Genomic DNA, 24032 nt, shown 5'->3' with positions numbered 1-24032 from the left:
ATTGACTATCTGCTCCAGAAACACCCAGGATTAACTACTATCTTCTCCTATTCTTGGAGGGCCACTCACATCACTACTCCGGCAAAACGAATTCTGGCCACAAAGTCTGCTCGTTAAGAAAAGAAACTGGAACGGAGAGGTTGCTCCTCCATTTCTCGCGTTCCGACAAGACGATGGCCGCCGCGTCGCTTTCAAACTTCAAGACCCCTGCGTTCAAAGCAGTGTCTTGTAGAGCTACCACAACCGAAGCCCCTCCACGTTTTGGGCGGACGCGGAGGATGTCTGGGCCCAATCTTTCAACGTCAAGATCGGGGCGGTCGACGAGCGTCAAATCTTCAAAATCAGGTCTTTCTTCGCACTCAACCTCATCTGATACAATTGCATCATAAAGGGCGCGGACTTCGTTCTCGTCGCCTTCAGGCGGCCATAAAACACTGTCGGCAAGCGTCCGCTTTCGTTTCATCAAGGATTGCAGAAGACAATCAAAAGACTGGCGTTGAAGGCGAGGATGGATTGCCAAAGGGATGTGAACTGTCACGGGGCGAGATTGACCAATCCGGTGCGTGCGATCATTACACTGCTCTTCGACTGCGGGATTCCACCACCGGGTCAAATGAATGACATGATTTGCGGCTGTCAGTGTGAGCCCCGTGCCGGCAGCGCGCGGGCCCAAGATGAGAATATCGAAACCTTCATCACTATCGATATGCCGTTGAAACCGATCCGTGATCGCCTTTCTACGCGAAACCGGGGTAGCTCCGTTGATAATATCAACACGTGAGAGACCGAACTCGATTTTGAGAAGCTCTGCCAGCCATGTCTGCACATCAAGGTTTTCGACAAAGACCAAAGCGCGTTCGTTCTTGGCCTTGATGGAATGCAGAATATCTACTGCTGCCGAAACACGAGCGGAAGCGTGAACGAAGTTTTCAGGCTCTTCCCCGTCAAGCAGCCCTGGGTGAAGCGAAGTTCTTCGGATATGATGCAGCAACCCGAATAGTGACTGACCAGGTTTTCGCGCTTCATCATATCTGAGTGCCTGCACGTCCGGCATGATCCGAGGATGAAGAACCCTGACCTTGGGTGGTAAATCGGATGCGGCAAACTCTTTCGTGCGACGCAATCCTAAGCTCGGGTAACCTTGGTTAGACATGAAAATTGCTTGGTGCAACTGCTTCATGTTCCCTTGTTTGGGAACATCAAAGGCGATCCTAAAATCATTGAGAGAACCCAAGGCACCAGCGAACAACTGATCCATGACCGCCCAGATGTCGCGCGTAGCGTTTTCAACTGGAGTGCCGGTCAAACCAATGCGAAAATCGGCATTAACAGCCTTTGCCGCATTGGAACGTAAGGTCGCTGGGTTTTTCAAGTTTTGTATTTCGTCAAAAACAGCGACGGCAAAATTGGTTTCGGCAAAGGTAACAGCATAGTTTGCCAACGTCTGGTATGTGGTGATTACCAATCTGGGAGCGGTTCCGTCATTCAAGGATGATAAGTCGAGCTTTGAACTCCCATCCTGAATGTCGCGCCCTCGCGAACCTCGAACTCTCCAGCTTTTTAACCCATTCCCGTATAGCCGAACTGGCTCACCCCAGACCCCTTCATCAAGATGAATTGCAAGTTCATCTTCCCAATTTCTCAGCAAAGACGTAGGTGCAACGATAAGAAACGGAAGAGTTTCGGTTATTCCTTCCTCCATCTGATTACTCAACCAACTTAAGAAAGAAAGGGTCTGCAAAGTCTTTCCCAATCCCTGTTCATCAGCATTGAGCACACCAGGCAGACCGGCAGACCAAGCCTCGCATTGCCAGTGAAACGCTGCAATTTGGTGAGGCCGCAATTCGGCTTTCACTTCGCGAGGGAGGTCGATGGTCCCAACGTCAGGCCGTTGACGCAGCTTTTCTTGAAACTCAAGCTCCCAGAAGTTGTCATGAGTGACAGGAAGAATTGCTGTAACCTCCGGCGCTTTATCCTCACGCGTCTCAGACCGGTTGAGATAGAGCTCCAACCGACGTGAAACCGCTTGAATTACGGTGTCAACAACCGGAATTACCCCAAGTTCAATCAGGACTTCTTTTTCGCAGTCATTTTGAGCAACCAATAGCTGATCCAAAACTGCGTGTAACTTTTCGTCGGGAATAGAGCCCAGCAGTTCTCCTAAAGCTGCATCAATATCCTGTGGAAGCCAATTTGTTCCCGATCCCTCAAGGATCTCTAAATCGGGCTTGGTCCACTGTCGGATCTCAATCACCCGCTCGCTCCACTCTCGTGTCTCCGCCCATGCGTTCTCAAGTGCGGTTTCGACTGCTTCGACTTGATCCTCACTTGGCACCGAGTCGTTTAGTTTACCATCGTCAATCAGAGCCTGTTCGATGGCGTCAGCAACAATGCGGTCCGCATTTTCCAGAAAATTACGCTTCTCTTCGTCAGATCCAGCAGCATGTTTCGCGATCACGTCGACTATAGGAACAACTGAACGATCGAGGATCACAAACCGGTTTTTGCCTACCCTGTATGCGGGTTGCGATCCACGAGCATTTGCTTCGCTTTTGAATGCCTCAAGTTCGCTTCCCGAAAGCGCGGCAGATGATTCCGATGGTTGTTCATTAACATCAAGTCGCGCGCCAACGAACGGCAAAGGGGCGAAGCCAAGTGGATCGTCAGGGACAAGTGCCAGGCCCACTTTGTCGCAGGTCACAATCTCGACCTTTCGCAAATAACCATCAGGGCGAGCCAAACCTTTTTCCTCAACAGCACCAATCGCGGCGCGAAATTCGGAAAGCGCGCGCCAATGCTCTGGCAATGGCCTGCCATTGTCAAACGCACCTGAAAGAACGATCGCATCATAGATCGGTCCCGGCAGCCTCATCAGGCTACTGCCATCGTCGACTATCGCGCCCGTTCGTGTGAGCCGAATTGTGCGCCCGGCGCGATCCCATCGCCAATCCAGAGAAAATCGGTCACTTCCGATATTCCCGTTCATTTCGGCATGAAATTCGACTCCCGACAGGCGCTTTGGTAATCCAAGGACATTTGCGGAAAGATCGTCGAGCCTGGACACCATCCAATGATCGAGCCAGAGCCCCTCGGCATTCAGGCGATGATGTTTGTCTTCGCAGTCAATCGCGCGGATACGTGATAGGGCAATCGCAAGAGTCCTTTCACTGCCCGCGAGTTGCGTAAGATCAATCGCCTCTCTCTTTTGAAACAGGCCAAACAAGCCATCTTTTTTTCCAGAGGCGCGAATGCAAACACCTTCATTCTCTATATCGAATTGGAAATCTGTCATGTTGAGATCCGTCTTTGGATCCAACTCATCCAGTTGCCACCTGAGTCGTGGACACGTGCGTCCGGGTGCTGTTTAGGAAGCATGATGTCATCAAGATCATAGGCGTCGGCGTAAAGTTCGGGCGTCACACGCGTTGGCGTCGGAAACACATGAACTCTAAAATTATGGCTACCCTCGACAATCGTTTTGTCATTTATTTTCATGAGCAAGAGACAGGTATCTCTTCGGGCCTGACGACCAAAACTGAGAAATGAGGGGTCTGAAGTCTGACTGTATAGGTCTTTCGCATAGGGTATCGCCTTTTTCCCTAATGCAACCCAAGCTTCATCAATTTGCCCTTTATCGTAAACCCCCATCCAGAACCGCTTACGCTTGACCCATTGATGACCGTGCTCGGTCCCTTTCTCAGCCTGGGTAACAATCTCAAACATCGCCTCCATACTTTTGCGTGCCAGCCACTTCAGCATCACCCTGCGATGGGGTATGCCGATCTGCGACCAGAAGGCTGGATGTTCGGTTCGAGGGTCACCAAAACGGTTCACCAATTTGTCAACGCAATGCTCACGCAGACTTTCGGGGCAATCGGAGTTCATCCAAGGAGCAAGGATCTTTTCGACAACTTCAGCTTCACGGCTGCCAAACTCTTTCTGCTTTCCCGTAGGTGTCACCCAAGAAACCAGCTTGTCGACAATTCTTTCCGACCTTGGATCAGGGGTTTGACGCAGAAACTCTTGATGAGCGAAGCGCATGAAACCATCATCATGCGGAGAAGGCATACCAATTCTCTTCAGCCATTCAAACGGCGCGTGAGCATCAACCATGCGTTCACCAACACGGAAACTCCCTCGCTCGGCATCCAAAAATTCAGGACACTCGTTAAACAAGTTCTTCCACCTTTCTGGAAGTAGGGCTGCCTTTTGAATGAGCATATTGGACAATGATTTAGTTTTTTCAGAATTCTCGGCCCAACTGACGAGATATCCCCTGGCCACTGCATCCAGCAATGTTCGATTTGTGGTCACGCTCAACTCTTGACTGATGAACTCTTGAAGCCGCTTTGAAATGACCGAATGCCCTCCAATCTCAGCAAATACCGCGACACTTACATCTCCGGCCGAAACACCAGACCAGTCACCTGATTGAAGCGCGGCTTCGACTTTTTTCAAGATGACCGGAACATCTTCGGGTGCACGTTTCTCCACGCCGGGAAAGGCTTGCTCAATTCGGTCAACAGCAACATCTAATGCAACCGCCCTACCAGTCCGGACCTTGAACTCCGGTGAAAGAACAAGCCGATCCGCAAGGCTCATAGGCGTTCACCACTCAAAAGAAGATCGCGTATGCGTGAGAGATCGCTAACGTCGGCTGGTATCGATTCCTCGTCAGCGGGAGAGAACATAATGAATCGGATATCGATCCGCCTGTTGGCGTCCTTGCCGCCGGGTAGCGTTTCGTCTGCGATTGGCCTCCCCTCTCCGTAACCCGCGACCGAGAGGACCGGTTGCGTCTTGAAATTCACAAACTCAAGCAAGTCAGGGCTTGCAGAAATCATCTCTCGATAGATTGCCGAACCACGCTGTGCGCTTAAGTCCATGTTGGAGACGTCCAGCCCATCACTATCTGCGTGACCCTCAATCTGAAGGGCATCAAGGATCGCTATATGCTCATTACACGACTGCTCAATATTGGACCTTTCACCAAAAGAAATGCACCCAATCACGTCTCGCAAAATTTCTGCGATAAGCCGCATTTTTTCTCGTCCTTGACGGGATGGGACGGGTGACCCTGAAGCAAACAGCCCATCTCCTTTGAATTGCAAAGCATCTTGATCCCGAGAAATCCCAACTTCGATACTCGGGTCCGCTGCGACAATCCTATCTCGCAGATCCTGCAGGATCTGGGCTCGCTGTATTGAAACAAGTGTATTGTAACGCTCGATTCTGTTCTCGCCCCCGCTGTTGGCAAGAATTTCATGAAGTCTACTCAGCTCTAATCGTAGCTGAGCGATTTTTTCCACTGCATCATTTGCTTCGGGGATACCGAGTTCCTGTGTAATTGCCTGTAACGTCACTTCCAGTTCTTGAACTCTGCTTTGAAGAATTTGGTTTTCACTCTGAAGTCTTGGAATGAGACTATTTTCTTCGGATCGATAGCTTTGCAACTCTTCAATGAGCTGCGCCACATGTGCGTCGCGCTCATCCAGTAGCTCCTTTGGAACGGTCTCACCGGGTGCAATTTGCGTTGCGAAGAACGCAAGCAAAATCATGACAATGAAAAGGAAACTAACCGTCATGTCAGTCATGGAAACGAAAACGGACTCTTCGTCTTCCTCCTCGCTCCTTTGGCGAACAGCGTGCCTCATTCCGCAGCGGCCTCATGAGCAAGGTCGGGGATGCTTTCCGGCTCAAAGGCTTTCGCATTTTCGATCACAGCCTGGAGGGTGGATAGCGCGTCTGCAAAGCGCTCCTGAACGCCACTCCCGTGCTCTTCCAAACGATCGATAGTTTTTCCAACTTCGAATTGGTATGTTTTGAAGGCGTTTTCCAGTTGCCCGTCGTATGCAGCGGCTCTGCTTTCGAAAGCTTCAATCAGGCTCTTGATTGAGGACATAGCCTCCAACACAATCCGCTTTTCTTCTGATATTGCACTCTTCGCTGCCTGGACCATTTCTGTGGCGCCTTCTGCCACTCGCATATTCGCTGTGTTGCCTTGTTTAACCGTTTCCAAAACAGTCGGAGCCATTACTCCAACCGCATCACTCGCCACGGTCAACCGTTCGGACACAGCTTCAAGTCGTGTTAGCGTTGATTCCAATGCGTTGGTAGAAGACGATAATGCGTCATCAAATTTGTCCGCCGCAGCAGTCAAGTTGTCACCCATAGACATCAAGGATTTCGCGGCCTCTTCCATTCGATCCGATACTGCATCCAATGACTCCCCAATTCCCGAAGTGATATCGGTGCCGAGCTGAGTCACCATCGACCCGACGTTTTCCAGCGAACTTTCAGTGACTTTCTTCAGTGGTTCGCTCAGCGCCACGATCAAGTTGGTGTTCAACTCATGCATATCACTTGTCTGTTTCTGGATTTCCTTGAGTTGACGATCCGCGAGCCCCTCAAGGCTGATGAAATCCATTCCCCTCTCGAGTGAATTTGCCAAGCGTTCCGTTGCCATTTCAACGCTTCTGGACCAATATTTCAGCCAAAGGTTCAATATTATTGAACAAGCGAGGCCAGTTAGGGACATGATAAATTTGGCCGATGCCTGCTCCAAAAGTTTCTTCAGGGCCGTTGTGGTATCATCGGGACTCAACATAGTTTGGGTAGTATTCAGAACCGCAACCAACCCCAAGAATGTAAGCAACAAGCCAACAGACACAAAAATGCCGGGCGCGAAACGCCACCCCTTTAGGGAGTATCCCAAATCATCGGTGTTCAAGAATAGCGACGGCCGGATAGAGTTCCTAAGGCCAGAACTCTCTCGTTCGCTTGGCTCGAGAAGGGTCTCGCGAAACTCAGAAAAGGCTAAAGCCAGCCTTCTTGCCGGCGCACCCTTTTGCTTCGACAAGTCTCCTTCCAATTTACCAACATTGAGGTCCCCTCCATGATCCACGCGACCTATTGAGGACTGCGCATATTTCAAGGCTCTCAACCTGGTCGAGGAGGTAAACCAAATTAGCAGCGCGCACACAAAAAGAGCGAGTATCAGCATCGCGCTGATAAGCCCTGGCCAATGCTCAGCCACAATCGAATTGGCAGCGTTAAGGATCAGATCCCGAACCCAAATCCCTAACATTCGACCGGAAGCGTCCAAATTTTCGAAATCCAACTCTTTTACCTCAATCACTTACACCCAACCAGACTGGGACCTTATTCAAATTTTATCTTCTCAGTTCGCCCTACTCTTCGCAACCAGTGAGTGCGTTAGATTGGCCCGCTTCGCTTTCACACATTTAGGACTGAAAACCGTGGGACGAACTCCTTCGGGTGTCACGATTCTTCGTTCATGCCTTTGTGGTTTCAGCCATGAGACCAATCTCCTCGCCAGACAGCGGGGAGGACATAATGTCGAACAAAGAGGTCGCAGAAGGCGCAGTAGAACTTATTTCGACCAAGGAAGTCGCCACTTTCTTCGGCAGTTCGCAAACATTTGCACGCGAGCTAATGCGGCGTCTCGACATTCCAAAGCGCGGAGGCGGATACTCTCGGGCGCGGCTTCTGGCGGCCATGGGGTTTGCTCATCCGTATCCCCTCGACAATTCCGAGGTATGGAAACCGCTGCTCGATGCGTCAGCTGTAGGTAAAGCAACGGGGCAATCGGCAAAGACCATTGGACGAATGTTTGACGGCACCCATGCAGACAAGTCCTTCACGAACCGGTTTTACCTCGGTCCGCGCAAGCGGCTTGTGTTCTCGTTCGAGGTCAAATCGTGGCAACTGTGCCTACCGCCATTGTTCAAGCGCGATGTATCGAGGATGCATCCTGAGTTTCTGAAATCAGCGACGACTGACATCAAGAACGAGCCGGCCAGAATGCGCACCAACCGAACAGAGCCGGGCTCTGTCGCGGCCCTGTTCCAGCCCCCAAAGAAGGCGGAATAAAACTGAGAAAAAGTTTTCCGGGAACTGTCATCGGGACCCATCTCCCCTTCAGCGGTTGAGACATCTTTCTTTAACGTGATGCGCCAAATCCATGAACGATAATCCGTTCGCAAATGACATTCCGGCGCGGAAATTGGGCTTTAACGGTCAATGACACCGTTAGCGGACAAAATGACAAACTCCACCGGATATTCGGGTCAGGAAAACCCATGGGTTTTTGTCATTATTCGCTTTGGTTTCGGCGATATCGGCCAATTTGTCATTTAGCGGACAAGCAAAGGGCCTCAAATGAGCTTTCAAAAACCAATAACGGCAATGACCCTGCAGGACGTCCAGACATGGGCGTTGAATGCCAATAACAGCGATTACGCACGAGCCGTTGGGCGTTATCCACATCTGACAGACAACCTGGATCTAAGCCAGGTCCCTGCCGATCTGGTGATGATCAAGCAACAACTTCCGCTCGACGGGTTCAATCCGTTCCTCAGCAAATCGGAAAAGGCTTACAAGGCGACGCGGCGAAAAATCATTGCGGCCGTGAAAGGCGCTACGGGCGAAGTCGCAAAAGCGAAGGAACGACGCGCCCGGATGGATGAATGGGCAGAGCTCCTTATCGCTGCGGAGCCGCACGCTGTCACGTCCGGTGCAGACCGCAAACCCGCTCAGCAGATCCTCGTTCCCATCAAGAAGCTTGCGGATATTGCGCGAACGCAGGGGGTGAAACCTTCAAAGGTTGGTCAGGATTGGCTCGACAGCCTGTCGTCGCAGCTTGAGACCAATGAGTGGACAACCCTACAGAGGGCGCTGAAAAGGTTGAACAGATTGCGCCACGACGAAAAGGTGCTGCGCTTCCTGCCACCCGAGCCGTTCCTGGCCGCCAAACCACGCCGGACAGAGAACCTGCACGTAATCCCGCCGCATCTTGCTGAGGAGATTAACGTATGGGTGCACAATGCCACCCTGACCGAGTTCGATCCAGTCGAGCAGGAATATGTCAATCAGGTTTCGAAATCAAATGTAGATTTCAAGCTGGCTGGCATGCGCAAGTTTGTCAGCACTTTGGTGCGCAGCGGTGAGTTCAGCGGAGATCTTCACAAGCGGCTTCAAGACATCATGACCCCCGAACACGCGACCGCAGTCGTTCGCTATTGGGTAAGGCATGAAGGTCAGAAGAGCCACATTTCCGCGCGCACTGCTTATGATTACCTAAGGTCGAACTATGGCGTCATGGCGCACAATTGCGTCGACCCTGAGCCGATGAAATCCCATCTAAAGGCCAACAGGTTCCTTAGAGAAGGCAAAAAGGCCAGCAACGACATGTCGCCGGAATGCCGCAAATTCTGCGAGCGACTTTTAAACTCGCCGCAGCAAATCACGACGTTTCTGTCGATGCATGTTCAACTGCGGAACGAAGCGCAGCGCCTGCTTGAGGAATTATCCAGCGAAGGTCGGGATCCAACCTCCTCCGAAATTGACAGCATCAGGCAACTTGGCACTGTTGCTGCCATTTGCGCCATCGAGACACGTGGCGCGCCGATCCGGATCAAAAGTGCGTTGAAACTGGTATTTCGTGGCCCCGGTTCAACGTTCCATTTGCCATCCGGTAAGACTAAACACGCAACGATCGATCTGGCGCCTGAGCACACCAAGAACAAAGTTGATATCTGGGCCCCCATCGAGCCCAACAATCTGAATGGGCTGGAGGTAATCCTTTGGTATCTCGACAAAATTCGACCGCTTTATGAGAACCACGAAGCAAGCGTTCATCTGTTTCCCGGCTTCCAGATTGGCGATGCGCTGAAATACAGAACGTTTTTGAGCTGGTTCAAGCGCCATACCCGGGCGGCCGGCCTGCCGATGACACCGCACAAATTCCGCCACGGGCTGGCGTCGCTGCTACTGCAACGCAACCCTGGCCGTTGGGATCTGCTGGAACGACTGCTGGATGATAAGGCTGTCACCGTGCGAAAAAACTACGCCTGGGTGAACGAGCGCGCCAAACGCGCGGAAGTGCAGAAGTTCATCTTGGACCTCTCGGGCGTGCCCCAATGAAAACGCCCGACTACCGCACCAAATTTGAAATTCTGCAACAGGGCCGTTGGGATCCCTTGATCGGAGACCCTAATCTGGAACAGGCGACAGTGCATGAACTTCGAGTGCTGGATGATTTCCTCGCCTTTCTCGAAGCGCGTCAGATCGCATCCTTCACTGATATCTCCGCTCAGGAGTTCCATCGCTTCAACCACGGCAGAACCGCAGCAACCATGCTCCGGCTGCTAAAAAGGGCAATAATGACCGTCTTTTCGGGCCATCCGTGCATTCTGGCATTGGAAGAGGCTATTCGATCACTCGAAAAGGGACGCGTCCGATCACGCGGCAAAAGGCACAAGTCCCCATCCAAATCGGTGCCCTTTGATCAACTTCCAAAAGACTGGCAGACTGCCCTGCTGCACATGGAAGAGGGCTTTGATCGCAATGGGCAATTGCCACCAGCATCCGGCATGATGCCGACCCACAAGATGAAAATGCGCCAGCTGCTTTGCTCCGCTCGTGCGGCTGGTTTGCCTGATGTGTTGTCGGCTGAGAGCGTGCGTGCCTATGCCCGTGATTTGCGTGACCGCGATCTCGCGCCAGCAACGCTCCGATCCTCATTCGCTGCCGTGCAGAAGGTCGCGCGTTACATCGCTGCGGATGACGAAACCCTCAGTCTTCTGACCGATCTCACCCGTCTCTACGAAACAGAAGCGCTCAAAGCCAAGAGCAAGAAATTCCAGCACTTGCAAAGGACCGGTTACTCACCTGTTGCCCTGATCAATCAAGCGCATGGCATTCTCGACGAAGTGGACGAATTGCTGAGCCCGCGCAGCAGGCAGGAACGGCGCAATCGTGCGGCGGCGCTGGCATTGTTCTCGATCATGCCGGTGCGTCTTGCCGACACTCGCTTCGTTTTTGGTGAAACTCTGTTCTGGAACAGCGGGCGTTACAGCATCGAGACCAGGCTGTCGAAAAGCCACTATCCATGGGCCACCGAGGTCGATCCAAGGCTCAACATCTTCATTGATACACTGATCCTGCGTGGTGCAGATCCCGTCTGGATCGATCATATGCGTGACGCGTGTTTCGAGAAGAAGCGCGCGCTGTTCGTCACAAGCACCGGTGACCCAGTGGCATATGGCTATGTTTCCGATCTCTGGCGCTCGGCTGTGGGCACGGGCGAACACATCGCCAGAACGATCCTGCATACCTTCCTCGGGATCGAATTGGGTCAGGCAGGCACTGACATGGCAATGGCCGCAACTGGCCAGCGCCACCACGCAACCGCCAAAGCCTATCAAGATGATGCGCTCGGCATGGCGCAGCGCCTAAAAGGGCAAGCCGAACTGACTAAAATCGCCACCCAAACGGAAATGGAGATGTTCGTGTTCCAATAGGTCATGGCCCGTCCGAGTTTGATATTCCGTGCGATCCCTCTGGTGAGACCGCACAGAATACAAACCCGGGCGGGGCAAGAAAACCACAGAGAGATCGCAGCCTCTCAAATAGAACCCCGCGCACACGGAAAGGAAATCAGCCGTCCTTGAAGCCAAGGCACATTGCCGCGGCGCTGCAGAGGAGAACACCATGTTCGACTTCACAAAAGACCCGCTCATGGATTTGCGGGCATTTGCATCGTTTCATTCCGAAGCTTTGCAGAACGCATCTCTTTTACTGGGTGGACAGCCAGCATTGCGGTGCACTCACAGCCTTCTGGATGATATCTTATCAGCCCCGCAGCTGACACACCGTATCACGCGGGCACTGATTGACCTGCACCGGTTGCCTTCTTTGCAAAACGTGCATGATCCGGATCGGATCAAAGCGACGTGTTTTGCCGATATCGACCCCGCTTCGCCCATCATCGCGGACCTGTGTCTTCTGAGCGAAGCTCTGAAGGACCAGCTCGACCGTTTGCGTAACAAACACCCCTTCCAAGACTTCGACCTCCTCCTCGCGGCCTGAAATGGCCGCAGCGCCAGGCACCGGCCGCTTGGCGTCTTGAGAACCCGCATTCCGCCGGTTCGTGACCAAGGAGACTCCGATGCATACTGAAATCGAACGTGAACTTCATAACCTCACTCTGAATACCGTGACTCATGGACGCCGTCTTTCCGAAGAATGGTTTGAGACGGGTTGTGTTCCGAAAGGAAGCACCAAGCATGTCATACACGAGACTCTGAAAAGGCTGGGCCGCCGCGAAGGTTTTGAGAGCGTCACGGACGATTTCATCGCCATTATGGGCAATGAAATCCGCCGAGCCCTCAACGAACATCGCGACGGTATCGGCGATCGTGCCGTCACCGGAAACGTCGACACTGATTGGGAGCAGGACAAGGACGTTATCAAGCTCGTGAACCTCGCATGGCGCTGGAAAGAGTTTGGCGCCGCCAAACGCACGCTCGACGACAAGCTCGCGGCGGTAAGGCAAATGGATGTGATGCTCTCGGGCGTGATATGAGACACGGGGTTGTTGCGGATCGCTGGTTGCTGCATCCTGCAAGCAAGAAATGCACCATGCTCCGTCAGGAAACAGGACCGTTGCTACACGTGTGCTACACGCTAAAATCACCTATGAAAAACCAAGCCTTTTCAGAAGGTTATACTCAGTCGCACAAATCCATCATCGGGGCAACCGATAGTCTCGCGCTCTGGTCTATGTGCATTTGTCTCGTATCTCCAATCGGTTACTCACCAAACTGGCCACTCGAGGATGCGCGCGTATATCACCCGACCTTCCCTAAGCGACGACTCAGCGCGTAGAATCCGGCCACTATAAACAAGCTTTCCCGTGGTGAACACCAAGTCTGGATCGCAGGCTTCCCGCATGTGGTCCGCACGGACAGATTGTCCAATTGAAATGGAAAACTACAACAGACTAACGTTGAATGGTGCCAGCGACCCCGAAGGACCGACGTCAATGCGAGGTTTCAAATGTTAGACACGTTTAGCGCAATTGAACTTGCCCGTATCCAGTTTGCTTTCACGGTCTCCGCCCACATCATCTTTCCCGCCTTCACCATTGGCCTCGCCAGCTATCTGGCGGTCCTGAATGGACTATGGCTAAAAACGCGGGACGAGGTCTATTTGCGGCTATTCGAATACTGGAAAACGATCTTTGCGGTCGTGTTCGGCATGGGCGTGGTTTCGGGCATCGTCATGTCCTACCAGTTCGGTACAAACTGGTCGGTATTCTCGGACAAAGCCGGTCCCATCATCGGTCCGCTCATGGGTTACGAAGTGCTCTCGGCCTTCTTTCTGGAGGCAGGGTTTCTCGGCATCATGCTATTCGGGCGCGAAAAGGTCGGGGATCGGCTGCATATGATAGCGACCGCGATCGTGGCGGTGGGCACGTTGTTCTCGGCCTTCTGGATTCTGAGCGTGAATAGCTGGATGCACACGCCACAAGGGTACAGCATCAATGCGGTCGGCCAGTTCGTGCCAGAGGATTGGTGGGCAATCATCTTCAATCCCTCCTTCCCCTATCGCCTCGTGCATATGGTGCTTGCCGCCTATCTGACGACTGCCTTTGTGGTCGGCGGCGTGGGCGCATGGCACCTTTTGCGCAGCCCCGATAGCCGCGGCGCCGCGATCATGTTTTCGATGGCGATGTGGATGGCGTTGATCGTGACGCCGATCCAGATACTCGCAGGTGACGAACACGGGCTGAATACGCTCGAACATCAGCCCGCCAAAATTGCCGCCATGGAAGGCCATTACGAAAGCTACCCCGACGGGCGCGCGCCACTCATCCTGTTTGGCCTGCCTGATGACGCGTCCCAAACGACCCGTTTCGCCGTGAAGGTGCCCTTGGTCGGCTCGCTGATCCTGACCCATGGCCTCGACAAACCCATTCAGGGGCTGGACGCCTTCCCCGAGGATGAACGCCCGCCCGTGGCGCTAATCTTCTGGACGTTCCGCATTATGGTTGCGGTCGGCTTTGCGATGTTGGGCATCGGCCTCTGGTCTGCGCTCGCGCGCTGGCAGGGACGCCTTTTGCAGGCACGTTGGTTGCACCGCGCGGTTGTTGTGATGGGGCCATCGGGGTTTCTGGCCGTTCTGTGTGGATGGATCACCACCGAGGTCGGCCGCCAACCCTACACGATCTACGGCCTTCTGCGCACCAGCGACAGCGCAGCCCCTTTGCAGGCCGAAGCGGTCAGCGCATCGCTCTTGGCCTTCATCGTGGTCTATTTCTTCGTCTTTGGATCGGGGACGCTTTACGTTTTGCGCCTGATGGCGAAGCGACCAAAAGAGCGCATCGACATAGATGAAATCGGACCGACACGGGCGGCGGGCATTTCGCCGGTTGCCGCCAACCCGAGCGCCCCACATCACACGCGGGAGGAATGAGCCATGATTTTTGATCTCGCACATATCTGGGCCGGTTTGATCGCGTTTGCGGTGCTGGCCTATGTGCTCCTCGACGGGTTTGATCTGGGCATCGGGATCCTGTTTCCGTTTCTCAAGGACCGCGAAGAACGCCACCTCGCCATGAATACCATCGCGCCGGTTTGGGACGGCAATGAAACGTGGCTGGTGCTCGGGGGTGGCGGCCTGTTTGCGGTTTTCCCCCTCGCCTATGCCATCGTCATGCCCGCGCTTTACCCGTTGATGATTGCCATGCTTTTGGGGCTGGTTTTTCGCGGCGTCGCCTTTGAATTTGTGCATCGCTCGGTTCGAAACAAGGGACTTTGGGAGGTTGGCTTTTGGGGCGGGTCGCTTGTGGCAGCCATCGCGCAGGGGATGGCGCTCGGCGCATTGGTGCAGGGCATTGCCGTTGATGGGCGTGCCTACGCGGGGGGCGATTGGGACTGGCTGACGCCGTTTTCGGCCCTGACCGCGCTGGCCCTTGTGGTTGGGTATGCACTTCTCGGGGCAACGTGGCTCATCGTTAAGACCGAAGGGGAAACGCTCGCGCGCGCGATGCGTCTAGCACAGCCCTTGGGTGTCGCGCTGCTCGCCCTGGTCGGGGCTGTCAGCCTCGCCACACCTTTCCTGCGGCCCGAATATCTCGACCGGTGGTTCGGTTGGCCGTCGGGCGCGTGGAGCGCCATCGTCCCGCTTTTGCTCGCCGCCTGTGTGTGGCAACTCTGGAAAGGTCTGCGCGACCGCGACCATCTGCGCCCATTTCTGGCGAGTGTGGCGATTTTCGTCGTGTCCTACGCCGGCCTCGGGGTCAGTTTCTATCCCAACCTCGTGCCACCATCCCTGACGATTGCCGAGGCCGCAGCACCCGATAGCTCGCTTAAATTCCTGCTCGTGGGCGCGGTTGTCCTGATCCCGATGATTCTGGCCTACACCGCCTATTCCTATTGGGTGTTCCGCGGCAAAGTGCGGCCCGGCGATGGGTACCACTGAGATGCGGCGATGGGCGTGGTTTTTCGGGCTCTACATCGCCGCAATCGTGGCGATGGGGACGATTGCGTTGGTGATCCGCGCCGCGATCCTGTGAGTGCGACGCGCGCCTATGCGACTGCGCCACGCACTGCGCCAATGCTGTGATGTTGCGCTGCGTAACGGGCGCGAGCGCAGTTGAAAAAACCTGACACATGGCGCATTGAACACGAACCCTAATGAAAACCGGGAAACTCGCGTTGAATGATGTGACTGGTCTCACCCGAACGGGGCTGTGGCAAAAGTTCAGGCCAATCATGCCCTATCTGCTCACGGCGACGCTCTTTGCGATGGGCGCTTTCGCGCTCTACCACCTGTTGGCACCGGTCAACCTGAACGACGTCATGGTGCAGGTTCGCGGCACGCCATGGCATATCATTGTCCTTGCCCTGCTGGCGACGGGGGCAGGATACGCCACCTTGATCGGATACGATTGGTCGGCCCTCAAATATCTGGGTAAAACCCTACCCTTCCCTGTCATCGTGACGGGTGGATTTCTGGGCTACGCGCTCGGCAATACCATCGGGGCCGGACCGGTAAGTGGTGGCGCGGTACGCTACCGGATCTATTCGTCGCTGGGTCTAAGCGGCTACGACATCGCCGCGATCGCCATATTCGGGTCGGTTGCCTTTGGACTGGGCGCGACGATCATCGGGTTCGCGGCCATCGCTCTGCACCCCTACGCTTTGCAATCGCTCACAACGATCAGCCCGTCGACCCTGCGCTGGATTGCCAGTGTCGCACTTGTTGTCGCCTTGGGGCTGGTTGCCGCAATTGCCCTGCGCAAGAGCGAGTTGCGCATTGCCGGTCACGGGTTCAAAACCCCGTCGCTGGGGTTGATGAGCGGGCAGCTCTTGTTCACTGCGGTGGATATCCTGTTGGCGGCACTGGTGCTCTATCTCCTCCTGCCGCCCAACGAGATGGGCTTTGTCGCGTTTCTGGCGGTCTTTGCCGCCGCGATCCTCGCCGGTGTGGCGAGCCATGTTCCCGGCGGCGTCGGGGTCTTTGAAACCGTCATAATCGCCGCGCTGCCCGCATCTGTGCCTGCGGTAGAGGCGGCGGCGGGGCTGCTGCTTTTCCGGCTGGTCTACTATCTGGTCCCGTTTTCGCTCGCGCTGGTTCTGCTCGCCCTGAGCGAGCTGCGCATGGCCAGCACCAAGGCGCCGACGCCCTTCATCCGCGCGCTGGCACCCGTTTTTGCAGCCGTCAGTTCAACCGTTCCGCTGGCCATGGCCGCGATGATCTTTGTCTCCGGTATCTTCATGTTGCTATCGGCGGTCATTCCGGCCTCCAGCGAGTTTGCCGAAGACATGGAGATGCTCCTTCCGCTGATATTTGTCGAGGGCGGCGCGCTCTTGTCGAGCGCAATCGGCGCGGCCCTGTTGATGGTCGCGCATGGCATGTTGCGGCGCATCGAAGGGGCCTATTGGCTCGCCGCCGGTGCGCTGGTGGCGGGGATCGTCGCCTCCCTTATGCAGGGTCTGGATTTCTCGCGTGTCATCGTTCTGATCCTGATGCTGCTGGTGTTGCTACCCTGTCGGCGCGAGTTTTACCGGAGCGCGCGATTGACCCGTAACCCCCTCTCTTTGCGATGGGTTTTACTGCTCACCTCGATTGTGGGCGCAGGGGCTGCGGTGTTTTTCTTTGCCCATAAAGCGACCCCCTATGACACCGAACTCTGGTGGCAATTCGCCCTCGACCAATCGGCTCCACGGGCCATGCGGGCGGGCCTCATCGGGGCAGTCCTCGTCACCCTCCTAGCGCTGTTGACCGCCCTGCGCCCGCCCCGTGTTGATACAACCCTGCCGACGCCGGACGATATGGCGCGCGCGAGATCCATCATCGCCGCGCGCAGCAACGCCAACGCCAACCTCGCCCTGACAGGGGACAAATCGCTGCTGTTTTCGCAGAGCGGAAAGTCATTTCTGATGTACCGCGTGCAGGCCAGATCGTGGATCGCACTCGGTGATCCTGTCGGAGAACGGTCAGAAGCGGCCCAATTGGCGTGGGAGTTCGTCGATGCAGCCAATGCCGCCAACGCGCGACCGGTTTTCTACGAAGTCGGGACCGAGAACCTGTCGCTCTGGGCCGAGATGGGTCTGGCGATGCACAAAATGGGCGAAGAGGCCGTCATCCCGCTGACCTCGTTCACGATGGAGGGCAGCGATCGAAAGAAACTGCGCACGGCATATAATCGCGCGGGGCGGGATGGTTTGAGTTTCGAGTTGGTCCCTGCCCCCGCAAGCGACGCATTGCTCGATCGCCTGCAGGAAATTTCCACCGAATGGCTGACCCAGAAAAGCAGATCGGAAAAACGGTTCTCCGTGGGTCGTTTTGATCGTGACTATCTGCGCGGCTTTCCGATTGCTGTCGTGCGCCATAATGACCGCATCGTGGCATTTGCGAATGTGTTGACCACCGATCTGAAAACCTCCGCCACCATCGATTTGATGCGCCACGTCACGGACGCGCCTGCGTGTCTGATGGAGTACCTTTTCATGGAACTGATCCTGCATCTGAAGGCGCAGGGGTATAGTGAATTCAGCCTCGGCATGACGCCTCTGGCCGGATTGGAAAACCGTCGCGGCAGCCGTTGGACCATGAAACTCGGCGCTCTCGTCTATCGCCACGGCGGCCATTTCTACAATTTCGATGGGCTGCGTAATTTCAAAGGCAAATTTGACCCCGAATGGCGCCCGCGCTTTTTGATCGCCCCGCCCCGCGCCAATATCGTTCTCATCGCGACCGATGCGGCGACGCTCATCGCGGGGGGCATTCGCAATGCCACGTTAAAGGGCTGAGGGGGCGGGCCCCTGCGCATGATCGGCCAGCGCAGGCGTGGCGCGGCGCAATCTCAGCGCATTGGTCAACACAAAGACCGACGACAGCGCCATCGCACCCGCCGCAAGGACTGGTGACAAAAGGATCCCAAATGCGGGAAAAAGAACCCCCGCCGCAACCGGGATCAGCGCGGCATTATAGCCAAAAGCCCAGCCGAGGTTCTGTTTGATATTGGCCATCGTGCGGCGGGACATATCGACTGCATTCACGACCCCCGCCAGTTGGCCCGAAATCAGGACAACATCGGCGCTCTCGATGGCCACATCGGTGCCGGTCCCGATCGCGACACCGACATCGGCATGTGCCAATGCGGGGGCATCGTTGATACCATCACCGACAAAGGCCACCGGCCCCTGCGCGCGCAAATCATCCAAAGCGGCCACTTTCCCTTTTGGCAGGACTTCAGCCACCACGTGATCTATCCCGGCCTGCTGCGCGATTGCCTCAGCCGTTTCGCGTTTATCGCCCGTGATCATCGCGGTGTTGATACCCAGCGCATGGAGGGCGGCGATGGCTTCGCGGCTACCCTGTTTGATCGGATCCACGACCGCCATTGTGGCTGCAATTTTGCCGTCTATGGCCGCAAAAATCACGCTGCGACCGGTCTGCGCCCAGCCTTGCGCGGTCTCGATCAACAGACCCGCATCCACGTTTTCGCGGGTCATCAATTTCTGCGTTCCCACCAATATTTCGCGGCCCTCGATCGTGGCGCGCAGCCCGTGACCCGTCACACTTTTGAACTCCTGCACGGGCTTGATCGCCAATCCTGCATCGCGCGCGCCGGCAATGATCGCGCAGGCCAAAGGATGCTCGGACCGGGTCTCTGCGCTGGCAACGAGTGCGAGAACATCGTCGCGCTCGAACCCGTCCGCGCAGAGGTAATCGGTGAGCTTCGGCTTACCCTCTGTCACCGTTCCGGTTTTGTCGAAGGCCACCGTGCGCACTGACCCAAGTGTCTGCAATGCCTCGCCTTTGCGGAACAGGACCCCCATCTCCGCGGCCCGCCCCGTGCCGACCATGATCGATGTCGGCGTGGCCAAGCCCATGGCACAGGGACACGCGATGATCAGAACCGACACACCCGCCACGAGGGCGTAGGTTAGTGCCGGATCAGGACCGACAAGCAACCAGATCAACACCGTGAGGAGCGCCACACCCATCACTGCCGGGACAAACCAGTAGGTGATTTTGTCGACCAGAGTCTGGATCGGCAGCTTGGCCCCCTGCGCCTCTTCGACCATGCGAATGATCTGCGACAAGGTCGTATCCGCCCCAACGCGGGTTGCACGGAACGTAAAGCTGCCGGTGGTGTTAATGGTGCCACCGGTGACCGCATCGCCGGCACTTTTCACCACCGCGAGAGGTTCACCGGTGATCATGCTTTCATCAACGCGACTCGTGCCTTCTGTGACCTCTCCGTCCACCGCGATACGTTCGCCAGGGCGGATAACGATGCGGTCGCCCACCTCGAGACTGTCGATGTCGGTTTCCACCATCCGCGCGCCTTTGAGCACGCGGGCGCTGCGTGGCTGCAACCCGACGAGTTTGCTGATCGCAGCACCCGTGCGCCCCTTCGCGCGCGCCTCGAGCCATCGACCAATCAGGATGAGGACGACGATGACCGCCGCCGCTTCGAAATAGACAGCGCGCACATCGGCGGGAATGAGCGTGGGCAGGAATGTCGCGATGACGGAATAGACATAGGCCGCGCCTGTCCCGACCGCCACGAGGCTATTCATATCCGGCGCGCCTTTGAAAAGCGCAGGGATGCCCAGCCGATAGAATTGCCGACCGGGTCCGAGAAGCACGGCCGTGGTCAAAACGAACTGGATGATCCAACTGGTCTGGCGCCCGATGGTCATCTCGATCGCGTGGTGAAACGCGGGGATCAAATGTCCGCCCATTTCCATCACGAAAACGGGCAAGGTCAACGCAGCGGCGATCAGGACGCGGCGCGCCAGTGCGGAGGCCTCGGCCTCTTTTCGCGCGACGTGGTCCTTTGTGTCAGTTTCCTGTGACAGGGTTGCCGGGTAGCCCGCCTTTTTCGCCGCGCTCAGGAGAGCCGCAGGTGTGGTAACCCCGTCGAGATAGGTCACACGCGCGGTTTCGGTGGCCAGGTTCACATTGACCTCGCGCACACCATCGACGGCCAAGAGCGCGCGATCCACCCGTCCCACGCAGGAGGCGCAGGTCATGGATTGCACGTTCATCGTCACCTTCGCGAGGCGCGTCGGGTAGCCGAGCTTGGCGAGAGTGTCGATGGCCGTATCGAGCGCATCCGGCGAGCCGGTTTTAAACCGCGCCGTTTCGGTCGCGAGGTTCACCGTCACATCCGACACCGCATCAAGCGCGCTCAGCCCACGTTCAACCCGCCCGACACAGGAGGCGCAGGTCATGCCCTCTATCGACAGGGTGTGCATATCATTTGAGGGCTCAGGGCGTTCGGATGGATTTTCCATAGGTCATATAGGAGCCCAAGAGGCGGAAAATTCAAGGGATCACCCGATGGAATCTGCGGGCAACCGGGGAATCTGCGCGCAACGGACACTGCACCCGCGCACTGGGTCCCCCGTCATATCCGCGAGGCGGTCTCGTCCACCGGCACAACATCGACGACATGCGATGTCTTGTGACTGCCTTGCGAGCGCAGAGACCCTTTCGCGGGCGCCACATCGGAGTAATCGCGCCCGAACGCCACGGTGATATGGTCAGTTCCGACGTCGATTGCATTGGTCGGGTCGACTTCGAACCAACCGATTTCGGGGCCGCACCAACACCGCACCCATGCGTGCATCGCATCCGCCCCCTCCAAACGCGCCTGCCCCTCTGGCGGCACGGTGCGCAGGAAACCGGACACATAGCCCGCAGGGATACCAATGCCGCGCAGCCCCGCGATCATCACATGGGTGATATCCTGACAGACCCCGCGCCGGTTGCGAAACGCCTCAATCGGCGGCGTGGAGACATCTGTCGCGGTGGGGTCAAAGTCGAAAGTGTCATGCAGCGCGGTGCTCAGCGCGCGTGCGGCCGTCAGCGTCGACATGTTTTCGTTCACGACACTGCGGGCAAATGCGGTGATTTCCTTTTCCATCGGCACGCGCGGCGAGGCGGCGATGAAATGGTGCGGGGAATCCGGTCCGATATCGCGGTAGGCGGCAATATCACGCGGCAGGTCGAAGAACTTTGAACTCAGATCAAGCCCCGCGAAAGGTTCGCTACGCCGCACCCGCCCGCGAAACTGGAAGCTCAACTGCGAGAGGGCCATATCATGGGACAGATCCGTGGTCGGATTGCCAAAAAAGTCCACACCGTCACGACGGCGCGAGGGGAGAGGATCGGCCTCGATAACGCCCTGTATCAGGGATTGATAGGGCAGCGTGCGCGGCAACATGCGCAACAAGGTGCGATGGGAATCTGCGGAGGTCTCATAGGTGTAGCTGATCCGGAGCTTTACATTGTAGAGCACTGACCGACCCCCTACCCGAAGTACTGCTGTGACACGGCGTTCGAAATCTCGATCAACTCCTGATGGATTTCATCGAGGCGCGCGGCAGTCAAATTCGACGGTCGCGCCACAGCCAGGGCCGTGCGCAAGGCGAGGATTTTGCGCGCCGCGTCGCCAAGCGGTCGGTTGACCTGACCGCGTGAAAGGCGTTCTTCGGCCTGTTTGATGCGATCGACCTGAAACAGCAACGAGCGCGGGTTATCACCGTCGAGCGCCAACAGATCGATGACGGTATTGCGGTTGGTCGCCACGGAGTAGCGCCGCCGGTGGGTCATCACGCTATCCCCCACCTCCACGGCGAGGTCATACCCCCCCACGGGACCGGTCTTTTCCCCGAAAACCGACAAAAGCCGCGCCATCTGCCCGGAGCGTTCGATCGCGGCCCCCAAGGTGAGAAAACGCCAGCCATCAAAGCGGAACATGTTCTCATGCACCAAACCGTGGAAACCGGCGATTTTGCGCAGAAGGTCACTCATCGCGCGCGCGGCATCATTGCCGGCGGTGACCTGCGAGGCCATGTCATGCGCGGTCTTTGACAGATCGGTCAGCGCCATCCACCCGTCGGGCGAAAACCGGTCGCGGACCATGCCCGCGCAGCCGCAGGCCGCATCGAATAGCTGCATCAAGGCGACCGGCACCGGTTCGCCGGTGTCGACGCCAAAACTCTCCAGATAGGATTCGAGCGCCTCGGATATCAGGAGTTTGTCGCCGCCATACTCGGACTGGCGCAAGTGATAGGCGCGAAGCAGGCGCACCACCGTTTCCGCCCGCTCTGCATAGCGGCCGAGCCAGAACAGATTGTCGGCGGCGCGCGCAGGCAAGAGTGCGGGCAAGCGTCGCGAAAACGTGCCATCATCAAGATCGCCGGTGAGCGTGTCAGGGGCCACTGGTTTGTCCGATACAATCCACACATCGGCCACCGAGCCCCCCGACTGCATCCCAAGAGCGGTCGGATCGCTGGTGCGCCCGATGCGGGCATAGCCACCGGGCATGATGGTCCACCCATTGGGCGTGCGGGCGGCAAAGACGCGCACGACCATGGGACGCGCGGCCAAGGTGCCGTCAATCATCGCCGGCGTTGTAGAGAGCGTCACCGCCTCCTGCCCGACCAAGGTCGCCCCGTCACGATCAATCCACGCGCGAACGGCCTGATCGGCATTTTCGCGCAGATTGCCCCCGAGGGTTGTCGAGGCATCAATGTCAAACGGCAGGCGTGTCGATTGCGCAGGGCCAATCAGCATCCGTTCGAGATTATCGCGCACATAGGCGCGTTCTTTTGGCTGCCCGCACCACCATGTCGCGATGTTGGGAATGGAGAGCGGTTTGCCCAACAGGTGGCGCGCGATCTGGGGCATGAAGGCCATGAAAGCGCGCGATTCCAGAACGCCGGACCCCAACGCATTGACCATCGTCATCTGGCCCGCACGCAACGCCGCGGCGAGACCGGGCGTGCCGATGGCACTGGCGTCGTCAAATTCGAGGGGATCGGTGCTGCGGGAATCCAGCCGGCGCCACAATACGTCAACGGGCACGGGGCCATGTGTTGTCTGCACGCTCATGCGGTCGCCGTCGGTGCGCAACTCGGCCCCTTCGAGTAGCATAAACCCGAGGTAGCGGGCGATATAGGCGTGTTCGAAATAGGTGTCCGTGTGCAATCCGGGCGTCAGGATCGCGACCCGACCGTCGCGGTTCTCGCGCAAACCGTTGAGTGCGTCGCGAAACCCGCGGAAAAATCCCGCGAGGCGTTCGACATTGGCCGATGGGTGGAAATCACTGAACATCCGCGTCGTGGCCATCCGGTTTTCCAAGGCAAAACCAGCGCCCGACGGGGCCTGTGTGCGATCACCCAACACGAACCACGAGCCATCGGGAGAGCGCCCGATCTCAAAGGCAAGATGGTGCAGGAAATGCCCCGATTTCGGTTTGAGGCCGACCATTTGATGCAGCCACTCGGGGTTTTGAGCCACCAGTTCGGCGGGCAGTTTCCCATCGCGCACCAGATTGGCGGGGCCATAGAGATCGGCCATCACCTGTTCGAGAAGGTCTGCTCGTTCTACCAATCCCGCCGACACACCCGCCCATTCCTCCTGAGAAATCAGCACAGGAATATGGCTTAGCGGCCAACCGCTCTCCGTCGATCCGGTTGCGGTGTGTTGGCGAAAGAACACGCCCGCATCGCCGAGATACTGGTTACCTGCGGCGAACCGTTGGGCCAGAGCCTGAGGCGGCTCCACCGCGAGGCGTCGGATGAATTCGGCCCAAACAGGTCGCAACCTGCCCTCGCCCTGCATCAACTCGTCGGCCACCCCCGCGGGCGGGCGGTAGTTCGCAAGGAACCGCGCAAGGTCTTCGTCCTGCATGG

Annotated in this window: 15 protein-coding genes; 8 read left to right on the top strand and 7 right to left on the bottom strand. The window is 56.6% G+C overall.

Features of this window, described 5'->3' with window-relative positions:
- Positions 1-73: 73 nt before the first annotated feature.
- From ABD815_RS12785 to ABD815_RS12770, 4 genes are read right to left on the bottom strand one after another with little or no spacing between them, the layout of a single operon-like run.
- Complete coding sequence (locus ABD815_RS12785) at positions 74-3292, bottom strand: DEAD/DEAH box helicase (RefSeq protein ID WP_344847633.1); 3219 nt, start codon at positions 3290-3292, stop codon at positions 74-76.
- Positions 3289-4602, bottom strand: coding sequence for an EH signature domain-containing protein (locus ABD815_RS12780; protein ID WP_344847631.1), 1314 nt, complete (start codon positions 4600-4602; stop codon positions 3289-3291). Before ABD815_RS12780 ends, ABD815_RS12785 begins: the two co-directional genes overlap by 4 nt.
- Positions 4599-5594: an OmpA family protein gene (locus ABD815_RS12775; RefSeq protein ID WP_344847629.1), complete on the bottom strand. Its 996-nt coding sequence runs from the start codon at positions 5592-5594 to the stop codon at positions 4599-4601. Before ABD815_RS12775 ends, ABD815_RS12780 begins: the two co-directional genes overlap by 4 nt.
- Positions 5595-5650: 56 nt before the next feature.
- Entirely contained in the window at positions 5651-7138 is a 1488-nt protein-coding gene (locus ABD815_RS12770) for a hypothetical protein (protein WP_344847627.1), read from the bottom strand.
- 218 nt (positions 7139-7356) lie between these two features.
- Here ABD815_RS12770 and ABD815_RS12765 point away from each other — a divergent pair, with 218 nt between their 5' ends.
- The 8 genes from ABD815_RS12765 (at position 7357) to mprF (ending at position 18125) form a co-directional block, all read left to right on the top strand.
- Complete coding sequence (locus ABD815_RS12765; RefSeq protein ID WP_344847625.1) at positions 7357-7893, top strand: hypothetical protein; 537 nt, start codon at positions 7357-7359, stop codon at positions 7891-7893.
- A 288-nt stretch (positions 7894-8181) separates the two neighbouring features.
- Entirely contained in the window at positions 8182-9945 is a 1764-nt protein-coding gene (locus tag ABD815_RS12760; protein WP_344847623.1) for a hypothetical protein, read from the top strand.
- Positions 9942-11324 carry a hypothetical protein gene (locus tag ABD815_RS12755; protein WP_344847621.1) on the top strand — a complete coding sequence of 461 codons (1383 nt, stop codon included), beginning with the start codon at positions 9942-9944 and terminating at the stop codon, positions 11322-11324. The genes ABD815_RS12760 and ABD815_RS12755 overlap by 4 nt, the downstream gene beginning before the upstream one ends.
- A 190-nt stretch (positions 11325-11514) precedes the next feature.
- On the top strand, positions 11515-11892 hold the full coding sequence (locus tag ABD815_RS12750) for an FAD binding domain-containing protein (RefSeq protein ID WP_344847620.1): 378 nt from the start codon (positions 11515-11517) through the stop codon (positions 11890-11892).
- A gap of 79 nt (positions 11893-11971) precedes the next feature.
- Complete coding sequence (locus tag ABD815_RS12745; RefSeq protein ID WP_344847618.1) at positions 11972-12388, top strand: hypothetical protein; 417 nt, start codon at positions 11972-11974, stop codon at positions 12386-12388.
- 473 nt (positions 12389-12861) lie between these two features.
- Positions 12862-14280 (top strand): cytochrome ubiquinol oxidase subunit I, encoded by a 1419-nt coding sequence (locus tag ABD815_RS12740; protein ID WP_344847616.1) that lies wholly within the window; start codon positions 12862-12864, stop codon positions 14278-14280.
- A 3-nt stretch (positions 14281-14283) separates the two neighbouring features.
- Positions 14284-15288 carry a cytochrome d ubiquinol oxidase subunit II gene (cydB, locus tag ABD815_RS12735; protein WP_344847614.1) on the top strand — a complete coding sequence of 335 codons (1005 nt, stop codon included), beginning with the start codon at positions 14284-14286 and terminating at the stop codon, positions 15286-15288.
- A 215-nt stretch (positions 15289-15503) separates the two neighbouring features.
- A complete protein-coding gene (gene mprF / locus ABD815_RS12730; RefSeq protein ID WP_344847612.1) occupies positions 15504-18125 on the top strand; it encodes a bifunctional lysylphosphatidylglycerol flippase/synthetase MprF in 2622 nt (873 codons plus the stop codon).
- Here the strand turns inward: mprF and ABD815_RS12725 are convergent.
- The 3 genes from ABD815_RS12725 to ABD815_RS12715 all read right to left on the bottom strand — a co-directional run bounded on the left by ABD815_RS12725 (position 18114) and on the right by ABD815_RS12715 (position 24030).
- Positions 18114-20624 carry a heavy metal translocating P-type ATPase gene (locus ABD815_RS12725; RefSeq protein WP_344847610.1) on the bottom strand — a complete coding sequence of 837 codons (2511 nt, stop codon included), beginning with the start codon at positions 20622-20624 and terminating at the stop codon, positions 18114-18116. The genes mprF and ABD815_RS12725 overlap by 12 nt on opposite strands.
- Positions 20625-20737: 113 nt before the next feature.
- Entirely contained in the window at positions 20738-21631 is an 894-nt protein-coding gene (locus ABD815_RS12720) for a transglutaminase family protein (RefSeq protein WP_344847608.1), read from the bottom strand.
- An 11-nt stretch (positions 21632-21642) separates the two neighbouring features.
- A complete protein-coding gene (locus tag ABD815_RS12715) occupies positions 21643-24030 on the bottom strand; it encodes a circularly permuted type 2 ATP-grasp protein (protein ID WP_344847607.1) in 2388 nt (795 codons plus the stop codon).
- Between the last annotated feature and the right edge of the window lie 2 nt (positions 24031-24032).

Source organism: Celeribacter arenosi (assembly GCF_039539485.1).
GTDB classification, from domain to species: Bacteria; Pseudomonadota; Alphaproteobacteria; order Rhodobacterales; family Rhodobacteraceae; genus Celeribacter; species Celeribacter arenosi.
This window is presented reverse-complemented; position numbering and strand designations above follow the sequence as displayed.

What these genes read in the sequence shown, in the direction of transcription:
- ABD815_RS12765 (WP_344847625.1), top strand. Translation starts at nt 7,357, where the DNA reads ATGTCGAACAAAGAGGTCGCAGAAGGCGCAGTAGAACTTATTTCGACC.
- ABD815_RS12760 (WP_344847623.1), top strand. Translation starts at nt 8,182, where the DNA reads ATGAGCTTTCAAAAACCAATAACGGCAATGACCCTGCAGGACGTCCAG.
- ABD815_RS12725 (WP_344847610.1), bottom strand. Translation starts at nt 20,624, where the DNA reads ATGGAAAATCCATCCGAACGCCCTGAGCCCTCAAATGATATGCACACC.
- ABD815_RS12775 (WP_344847629.1), bottom strand. Translation starts at nt 5,594, where the DNA reads ATGACTGACATGACGGTTAGTTTCCTTTTCATTGTCATGATTTTGCTT.
- mprF (WP_344847612.1), top strand. Translation starts at nt 15,504, where the DNA reads ATGAAAACCGGGAAACTCGCGTTGAATGATGTGACTGGTCTCACCCGA.
- ABD815_RS12715 (WP_344847607.1), bottom strand. Translation starts at nt 24,030, where the DNA reads ATGCAGGACGAAGACCTTGCGCGGTTCCTTGCGAACTACCGCCCGCCC.
- ABD815_RS12785 (WP_344847633.1), bottom strand. Translation starts at nt 3,292, where the DNA reads ATGACAGATTTCCAATTCGATATAGAGAATGAAGGTGTTTGCATTCGC.
- ABD815_RS12750 (WP_344847620.1), top strand. Translation starts at nt 11,515, where the DNA reads ATGTTCGACTTCACAAAAGACCCGCTCATGGATTTGCGGGCATTTGCA.
- ABD815_RS12755 (WP_344847621.1), top strand. Translation starts at nt 9,942, where the DNA reads ATGAAAACGCCCGACTACCGCACCAAATTTGAAATTCTGCAACAGGGC.
- ABD815_RS12780 (WP_344847631.1), bottom strand. Translation starts at nt 4,602, where the DNA reads ATGAGCCTTGCGGATCGGCTTGTTCTTTCACCGGAGTTCAAGGTCCGG.
- ABD815_RS12740 (WP_344847616.1), top strand. Translation starts at nt 12,862, where the DNA reads ATGTTAGACACGTTTAGCGCAATTGAACTTGCCCGTATCCAGTTTGCT.
- cydB (WP_344847614.1), top strand. Translation starts at nt 14,284, where the DNA reads ATGATTTTTGATCTCGCACATATCTGGGCCGGTTTGATCGCGTTTGCG.
- ABD815_RS12745 (WP_344847618.1), top strand. Translation starts at nt 11,972, where the DNA reads ATGCATACTGAAATCGAACGTGAACTTCATAACCTCACTCTGAATACC.